Annotated in this window: 8 protein-coding genes; 7 read left to right on the top strand and 1 reads right to left on the bottom strand. The window is 37.3% G+C overall.

The window, feature by feature from the left end:
* Positions 1–15: 15 nt before the first annotated feature.
* Positions 16–207, bottom strand: a complete 192-nt coding sequence (locus ACYPXO_RS09115; protein WP_459640260.1) for a hypothetical protein — start codon at positions 205–207, stop codon at positions 16–18.
* A gap of 243 nt (positions 208–450) precedes the next feature.
* Between ACYPXO_RS09115 and ACYPXO_RS09110 the strand changes: the two genes are divergently transcribed.
* From ACYPXO_RS09110 to ACYPXO_RS09080, 7 genes are all read left to right on the top strand, one after another.
* Entirely contained in the window at positions 451–2,826 is a 2,376-nt protein-coding gene (locus tag ACYPXO_RS09110) for a cation-translocating P-type ATPase (protein WP_459640259.1), read from the top strand.
* The gene (locus tag ACYPXO_RS09105; protein ID WP_459640258.1) at positions 2,816–3,982 is read left to right on the top strand and encodes a 5-bromo-4-chloroindolyl phosphate hydrolysis family protein; all 1,167 of its coding nucleotides are present in this window, start codon (positions 2,816–2,818) and stop codon (positions 3,980–3,982) included. The genes ACYPXO_RS09110 and ACYPXO_RS09105 overlap by 11 nt, the downstream gene beginning before the upstream one ends.
* 16 nt (positions 3,983–3,998) lie before the next feature.
* Complete coding sequence (locus tag ACYPXO_RS09100) at positions 3,999–5,102, top strand: toxic anion resistance protein (RefSeq protein WP_459640257.1); 1,104 nt, start codon at positions 3,999–4,001, stop codon at positions 5,100–5,102.
* Between the two features lie 170 nt (positions 5,103–5,272).
* The gene (gene rplM / locus ACYPXO_RS09095; protein WP_459640256.1) at positions 5,273–5,701 is read left to right on the top strand and encodes a 50S ribosomal protein L13; all 429 of its coding nucleotides are present in this window, start codon (positions 5,273–5,275) and stop codon (positions 5,699–5,701) included.
* A 26-nt stretch (positions 5,702–5,727) separates the two neighbouring features.
* Positions 5,728–6,120 (top strand): 30S ribosomal protein S9, encoded by a 393-nt coding sequence (rpsI, locus tag ACYPXO_RS09090; RefSeq protein WP_459640255.1) that lies wholly within the window; start codon positions 5,728–5,730, stop codon positions 6,118–6,120.
* A 148-nt stretch (positions 6,121–6,268) separates the two neighbouring features.
* Entirely contained in the window at positions 6,269–7,078 is an 810-nt protein-coding gene (locus tag ACYPXO_RS09085) for an SDR family NAD(P)-dependent oxidoreductase (protein ID WP_459640254.1), read from the top strand.
* A 20-nt stretch (positions 7,079–7,098) separates the two neighbouring features.
* Positions 7,099–7,869: an AIM24 family protein gene (locus ACYPXO_RS09080; protein ID WP_459640253.1), complete on the top strand. Its 771-nt coding sequence runs from the start codon at positions 7,099–7,101 to the stop codon at positions 7,867–7,869.
* Positions 7,870–7,918 lie beyond the last annotated feature (49 nt).

The following is a 7,918-nucleotide window of genomic DNA, read 5'->3' as shown; positions in this document are numbered from 1 at the left end:
GACGGGTGGTTATGATTAATAAGGTTGAATATTAACAGTTCCTGTAAATCTATCTGTTTTTATTACTATATTCCTATCGGTAGGATATTCATAATGATACCTTGCAAGAGGATAGAGAAATACTAAAATGATAACTAAAAATATGATAATACAGGTCGTTACGATAAGATGCCGATATTTTAAAAATGTACTATTTAGTTCCTCCATATGCTTCACTCCTTTGAAATATTGTTTTTACATACAAAAAATCTATAAAAATATAATTTTCTAAAAAATAACATATAAAAATAAATACGTCAATATATCTTAAGAAAAAGTTAATAAAGACAATTTATTTTGAAAATTTACGTTGTTATTTTTTATTATATATAATTTGTAAAATCAGCGTGAAAAGAATTTACATTTTGTGTTATAAAAGGTATCATAGAAACATAGAAAACGGAGGTGCCTATGGAACAGATGCAAATACAAACAGGTCTTTCGGAACGTGAAGTAGAAGAAAGAATACAACAGGGAAAACAGAACACTCCGGTAGAAGCGCCGTCTAAATCGGTGAAGGAGATTGTTCTTACAAATATATTCACATATTTTAACTTAATCTTTGCGGTAATTGCAGGGCTGCTTATTTTGGTTGGAGCATTTCGTGAACTCACATTTTTACCGATTATTATTGCCAATACGCTTGTAGGTATTATTCAGGAGTGCAGGTCTAAGAAAATCTTGGATAAACTTGCGGTTTTACACGCACCGAAGGCGAATGTTATTCGTGACGGAAAGAAAAAGGTTATCCGTGCGGAAGAACTGGTGCTGGATGATATTGTTGTTTTTACTGCGGGAAATCAAATACCGGCAGATGCGATTGTGATTTCGGGGGAAGCGCAGGTAAATGAATCTCTGATTACAGGTGAGGCGGACGAAATAACGAAGACAGAAGGAGATAATCTTCTTTCGGGAAGTTATATTGTTTCGGGGAAGTGCTTTGCAAGATTGACAAAAGTCGGGGCAGATTCCTATGTGTCTAAATTGACATTGGAGGCAAAAGCGATGAAGGAAGGCGAACAATCTGAGATGATTCGTTCGTTGAATAAATTGGTAAAAGCAGTAGGAATTATTATTATTCCGATTGGAATGATGATGTTTTATCAGCAGTATATTCTTTCGGGAAATTCTTTGCGTAAAAGCGTCACATCAATGACAGCTGCGATTATCGGAATGATTCCGGAAGGACTTTACCTTCTTGCCAGTGTAGCGCTTGTTGTCAGTGTAATGAAATTAGCACAAAAAAAGGTTCTTGTGCATGATATGAAATGTATAGAAACATTGGCGAGAGTAAATGTTTTGTGTGTGGACAAGACAGGAACTATTACGGAAAATGTAATGAAAGTCAGTGAAATTATTGCTGTTGGAGAAGAGAAAGAAGAACTGGAAGAACAGTTGGGCGATTTTGTTTTTAATATGGAAAAAGATAATACAACAATGGAAGCGTTGAAGAACTATTTCCATATGAGTATGGGTAGAACTGCGGAAAAAATAACTACATTTTCGTCGGAGTACAAATACAGCAGTGCGGTTTTTGACGGGGTGACTTATATTTTGGGAGCGCCGGAATTTGTACTTCGGGAAGATTTTGAAACATACAGAGAACAGATTGAACAACAGAGTGAGCAGGGGTATCGTGTGCTTGTTTTTGTAAAATATAATGGGGAAGTTGACGGGAAAGTATTGACGGAAAAAGCAATATTACTTGGTCTTGTTCTCCTTGCAAATCCAATTCGTAAGAATGCAAAGGAAACATTCCATTATTTTGCAGAGCAGGGTGTGGATATTAAAGTGATTTCAGGGGACAATCCGATGACGGTTTCAAAAGTGGCGTTGGAAGCGGGAATTGCAAATGCGGAAAATTATATAGATGCAAGGCAGTTACAGAATGAGGAAGATATTGAGCAGGCAGTAAGAAAATATACTGTTTTTGGCAGGGTGACTCCGAAACAGAAAAGAATGTTTGTACAAGCTTTGAAAAAGAATGGAAAAACGGTAGCAATGACGGGCGATGGAGTCAATGATGTTTTGGCGTTGAAAGATGCGGATTGCAGTATCGCCATGGCATCTGGAAGTGATGTGGCATCACAGGCATCTCAATTAGTTTTGTTAGAGTCCGATTTTGCGAAAATGCCTTCTGTTGTGGCAGAAGGACGACAAGTGGTAAATAATATTGAGAGGTCGGCAAGTCTGTTTTTAGTAAAAAATATTTTTTCTTTCTTACTGTCGGCATTGTCGCTTATCTTTATGATTACTTATCCGCTCGGACCGGCACAAGTTTCCCTTGTCAGTATGATGACAATCGGAACACCGGCGTTTTTACTCGCTATGGAACCAAATAAAAATTTGATTAAAGGTAAGTTTTTGACGAATGTATTGTTAAAGGCACTTCCGGCAGGATTGACGGATGTTATTATGGTAGGGTTGCTGATTTTATTTGGAAGTGTTTTTGGAGTCAGTTCAGAAGAAATTTCCATTACCGCAACATTACTTCTTGCTATTGTAGGATTACAGATTTTATTTGAACTGTCCAAACCGATGAATATTTTCAGATGGATTGTATGGTTTGGAATGCTTTTTGGACTTTTAATTTGTGTTCTTTTTATGGGAGAACTATTCGGCATCAATCAGGTAACGTTAAAGAGCGGATTATTACTTCTTGTTTTCGCCTTTGCGACAATGCCGGTATTTAATCATTTGTGTCAGTTTATTCGAAAAGCAGAAGCATTTTTCATTCGCATGAACGAAAAGAAGAAAAAAAGAAAGGCAGATAAATATGGACAATAGAGATTTTTATAATCTAGGAGAACAGATTAGGCGTACGGTGGAAGACGCCATGAACTCCATGAATTATCAGCAGTTAAATCAGAAAATAAATCAGACGGTAGATATGGCGATGCATGAGGCGAGAAGACATATGAATATGAATCCTCATATTCATGTGCAGCCTCCTGAACAGAAACAAAAAAGCCAATCAAAGTCAAAAACAGAAATTCGCTTGAAAGAAAAAGGAAAATATATAAGTATTCCTCTTATGATATTAGGAGGAGTGGGAATGTTTATATTTGCCGGATTTTTGCTGACTTCTGTAATCGGTTTTCTTATCAGCGGTTCGTTTATTACGAAAACGGTTTCCGGAGTAGTTCTTGCAGTAGGTTTAATTGTATGCATTTTGTCTGTGCTGTTCCTTGTAAAAGGAATTTCGGGAAGAAAGAGGTATCGGTGTTTTAAAAAATATGTGGAAATTCTGAACGGAAGAGAATTTTGTTCGGTGAAAGAACTTGCAGAAAAAACACGCACAACAGAAAAGAAAGTGTGTAAAAATTTAAAAGCGATGATAAAAAAGGAAATGTTCACAGACGGATTTTTAGATAACAGTCAAACTTGTTTTACGGTAACAGAAGAGGCTTACAGACAGTTATTGCAGGCGGAAGAGTCAAGAAGACAGCGGGAAGAAGAACAGAAAAGGTGGCAGGAACAGATGCGGAAAGAAGTGGAAAATATTTCGGACAGAGAGATTGCGGAGATGATTCGCAAAGGAAATGAATATATTGAATCCATTCGATTGGCGAATGATGCCATTCCCGGAGAAGTGATTTCTGCCAAATTAGATAGACTGGAAAATGTTATTCGTAAGATTTTTGACTCTGTTAAAAAACATCCTGAACAGATGCCGGAAATGGATAAATTCATGGAATACTACTTACCGACAACACAGAAATTGGTAAATGCTTATAAAGAATTTGATGCACTTTCCATTAAAGGTGAGAACGTGACAAAATCAATGCGTGAGATTGAAAATACATTAGATACAATCAGCAGTGCATTTGAACAGTTGCTGGATGATTTATTTCAGGATACGGCATTTGATATTTCAGCGGATATTTCTGTTTTGCAGACTATGCTTGCCAGAGAAGGTTATAAAGAAAAAGATTTTAAATAGACGAGGAGGAGAAAAAATGGGACAGGAATCACCGGTACTTACATTTGAGCCTTTTGCAGAGGAAAAACAGCAGGTGGAAGAACAGCCGAAAATGGAAGAAGTAGTTTTGACTTCGGAAGAAGAAAAAATGGTGGCGGATTTTTCATCTAAAATTGATTTAACAAATGCCAATATGATTTTACAGTACGGTGCAGGCGCACAGAAGAAAATGGCGGATTTCTCAGAAAATGCTTTAGAAAATGTAAAAACAAAAGATTTGGGTGAAGTAGGGAAAATGCTTACCGATGTCGTTTCGGAATTGAAAGACATTGAAACGGATGAAGAAGAAAAGGGATTTTTCGGTTTCTTTAAAAGAAATACAAATAAACTTGCCAATATGAAAGCAAAGTTCGATAAAGCGGAGAGTAATGTGGAAAGGATTTGTAAAGCACTTGAAAATCAGCAAATTCAGTTACTTAAAGATATTGCGCTTTTGGATAAAATGTATGAGTTAAATACAACATACTTTAAAGAATTGTCTATGTATATTGAAGCGGGCAAACGAAAAATAAAAGAAGTACAAGAAAAAGAACTTCCGGCACTACGAAATAAAGCACAGTTAAGCGGGCTTCCTGAAGATGTGCAAGAGGTAAATGATTTGGCAGGACGTTGTGAGCGTTTTGAGAAAAAGATACATGATTTGGAATTGACAAGAGCAATTTCTTTACAGATGGCGCCACAAATTCGTCTTGTACAAAATAATGACACATTAATGTCCGAAAAAATCCAGTCTACGCTTGTCAATACAATTCCTCTGTGGAAAAGTCAGATGGTATTGGCAATTGGTGTGGAAAACTCTTCAAGAGCAGCGGAGGCGCAGCGTGAAGTGACGGATATGACAAACGAACTTCTCAGAAAAAATGCTGAAAAATTAAAAATGGCAACAATCGATACGGCAAAAGAGGCGGAAAGAGGTATTGTGGATATGGAAACTCTCAAAACTACAAATGAATCCCTTATCTCGACTTTAGATGAAGTGATGAAAATACAGGAAGAGGGACGGGCAAAGAGAAGAACTGCCGAGGCTGAACTTAATCGTATTGAAAATGAGTTGAAACAAAAACTGTTAGAGGTGAGATAGGCGTAAAAACGCACTTTTTTTGAGAAAAAGGTTGACATTGCAATGCTCACATAATATAATAAATCAGTATGACAATAGAAGAAGCAATTTACACCATAGCCCCGGAGTAAATTGATTTTCATAAAAACCAAGAAGTATAATAATTAGATGAAATTTAGGGAGGTCGACCAATGAAAACTTACATGGCTAATCCAGATAAGATTGAAAGAAAATGGTATGTAGTTGATGCAGAAGGCTGCACATTAGGACGCTTAGCATCTGAAGTTGCAAAAGTTTTAAGAGGAAAAAATAAACCAGAATATACACCACACGTTGATACAGGTGATTATGTAATCGTAGTAAATGCTGACAAAATCAGCGTAACAGGTAAAAAATTAGACCAGAAAGTTTACTATCATCACTCAGATTATGTAGGAGGAATGAAAGAAACTACATTAAGAGAAATGATGGCTAAAAAACCTGAAAAAGTTATTGAACTTGCTGTAAAAGGAATGCTTCCAAAAGGACCTTTAGGAAGAGCAATGATTAAGAAATTACATGTATACGCTGGACCGGAGCACGCAAATCAGGCTCAGAAACCAGAAGTATTAACATTTTAAGGAAAGGTTGAAAGGAGGAAATTACAGTGTCTAAAGTAAAATTCTACGGAACAGGAAGAAGAAAAAAATCAATCGCAAGAGTATATTTAGTACCTGGAACAGGTAAAATTACAATTAATAAAAGAGATATTGATGAATATTTAGGATTAGAAACATTAAAAGTTGTAGTTCGTCAGCCACTTGTTGCTACAGAAACAGTTGATAAATTTGATGTTTTAGTAAACGTACATGGTGGAGGATATACAGGACAGGCTGGTGCTATCCGTCACGGTATCGCAAGAGCATTACTTCAGGCAGACCCTGAATATAGACCAGTGCTTAAGAAAGCAGGATACTTAACTCGTGATCCACGTATGAAAGAACGTAAAAAATACGGACTTAAAGCTGCTCGTAGAGCACCACAGTTCTCTAAACGTTAATTATACGTTTTCGGAACGTACAATTTCAAAAAGATTTTCAACTCCTCAGGACTTCGGTTCTGGGGAGTTTTTCTATCCCCATTATTGTATATACAAATCTCATCTCCTATGCTACAATACTATTAAATAAGACAAGGAGGTCACAGATATGGGACGTTTTAGTGAAAAAATTATGTTAGTAACAGGAGCAACTTCAGGAATAGGAAGAGCAGTAGCACTTCGTGGAGCAAGAGAAGGAGCAACTGTCATTGCGGTAGGACGTAATGAAGAAAGAGGAAATGCGGTAGTTGAGGCAATCACAAATGAAGAAGGAAAAGCAGTATTCAAAAAATGTGATGTCAGCGATAAAGAAGCAGTGAAAAAACTTTTTGGAGAAATCAAAGAAGAATTTGGACGACTTGACGTTGCGGTAAATAATGCAGGAGTTGTCGGGGCATCTAAGACAGTGGAAGAATTAGAGGATGATGATTGGTCAAAAGTAATTGATGCCAATTTGAATTCATGTTTCTATTGTTGTCGAGAAGAAGTAAAATTAATGAAAGAAAACGGTGGAGCGATTGTAAATGTGTCCAGTGTTGCAGGTATGAGAGGATTTCCTTCAGCAGCGGCATATGTGGCAAGTAAACATGCGGTAAGCGGTTTGACAAAAGCAGTGGCAGTTGATTATGCAACAAAAGGAATTACATGTAATGCAGTTTGCCCTGCAGGAACGGATACTCCTCTGACAGAGAGAAGTTCAGCGGACATCAAGACAAGAATGGCAGAAATTGCAGCGCAGGGAAAAGATCCTATGGAATGGCTGAAAAATTCTATGCTTTCAGGAAAAACAGAAACATTGCAGAAACGAAATGCAACACCGGAAGAGCAGGCGGCAACTATTTTATATTTTGCAAGTGATGAGGCGAAACATATTACAGGTTCAATTGTAGCCAGTGACGGTGGCTTTACAACATACTAATTAGTAGTGGAGGTAAGTGTATGTACCAAATTTCAAATTTTACCGATAATGATGATATTAAGATTTTGAATACACTTGGGCCTTTTACGGTTGTAGAATATCAGAGAGATCTGAGCGTTTCTCCTCAGGATGCACAGAAAGCATACTTTTGTAATGCGATGAATGTGCGTAAACGACAGGTTATTTGTGAATTGAGTAAGGCAAACATTACTTTACAATCCGGAGCAATGCAGTGGACAGTCGGTGACGTAAATGCGACAACCGGATTAAAAGGAGTAGGAGATTTACTTGGAAAGGCGGTTCGCGGAAAAGTGAGCGGTGAGTCTGCGATTAAACCTGAATATAAAGGAAGCGGAACACTTGTGCTTGAACCGACTTATAAACATATTTTACTTCTCGATTTAGCAGACTGGAATCATTCTATTGTGCTGGATGACGGATTATTTTTAGCGTGTGATGCACAGTTGAAACATAAAGTGGTTATGCGTTCTAATTTTTCATCTGCGGTTGCGGGAAATGAAGGATTGTTTAATTTAGGAATTGTAGGTGACGGAGTGCTTTGTTTGGAAACGCCGTGTCCTCGTGAAGAATTAATTGAAATTACATTGCAGAACGATGTATTGAAAGTGGATGGAAATATGGCGATTGCATGGAGCGGAAGTTTAGATTTTACGGTAGAACGTTCAGGCAAAACGCTGGCAGGTTCGGCAGCTTCGGGGGAAGGGCTGGTGAATGTGTACAGAGGAACAGGAAAAGTTCTTTTAGCGCCTATAGAGGATGTTGTTATGTAATCCGTTAATAAGCACTTGAGTTTTTCAAAGGTATGTACTAATATAGTAA

The organism is Faecalimonas canis (assembly GCF_054601575.1).
The sequence above is the reverse complement of the archived record's forward strand: the minus strand, read 5'-3'. Positions and strand labels throughout refer to the sequence as shown.

Bases quoted from the DNA above. Each gene is read 5' to 3' on its own strand.
- ACYPXO_RS09115 (WP_459640260.1), bottom strand. From the start codon at position 207: ATGGAGGAACTAAATAGTACATTTTTAAAATATCGGCATCTTATCGTA.
- ACYPXO_RS09110 (WP_459640259.1), top strand. From the start codon at position 451: ATGGAACAGATGCAAATACAAACAGGTCTTTCGGAACGTGAAGTAGAA.
- ACYPXO_RS09105 (WP_459640258.1), top strand. From the start codon at position 2,816: ATGGACAATAGAGATTTTTATAATCTAGGAGAACAGATTAGGCGTACG.
- ACYPXO_RS09100 (WP_459640257.1), top strand. From the start codon at position 3,999: ATGGGACAGGAATCACCGGTACTTACATTTGAGCCTTTTGCAGAGGAA.
- rplM (WP_459640256.1), top strand. From the start codon at position 5,273: ATGAAAACTTACATGGCTAATCCAGATAAGATTGAAAGAAAATGGTAT.
- ACYPXO_RS09085 (WP_459640254.1), top strand. From the start codon at position 6,269: ATGGGACGTTTTAGTGAAAAAATTATGTTAGTAACAGGAGCAACTTCA.
- ACYPXO_RS09080 (WP_459640253.1), top strand. From the start codon at position 7,099: ATGTACCAAATTTCAAATTTTACCGATAATGATGATATTAAGATTTTG.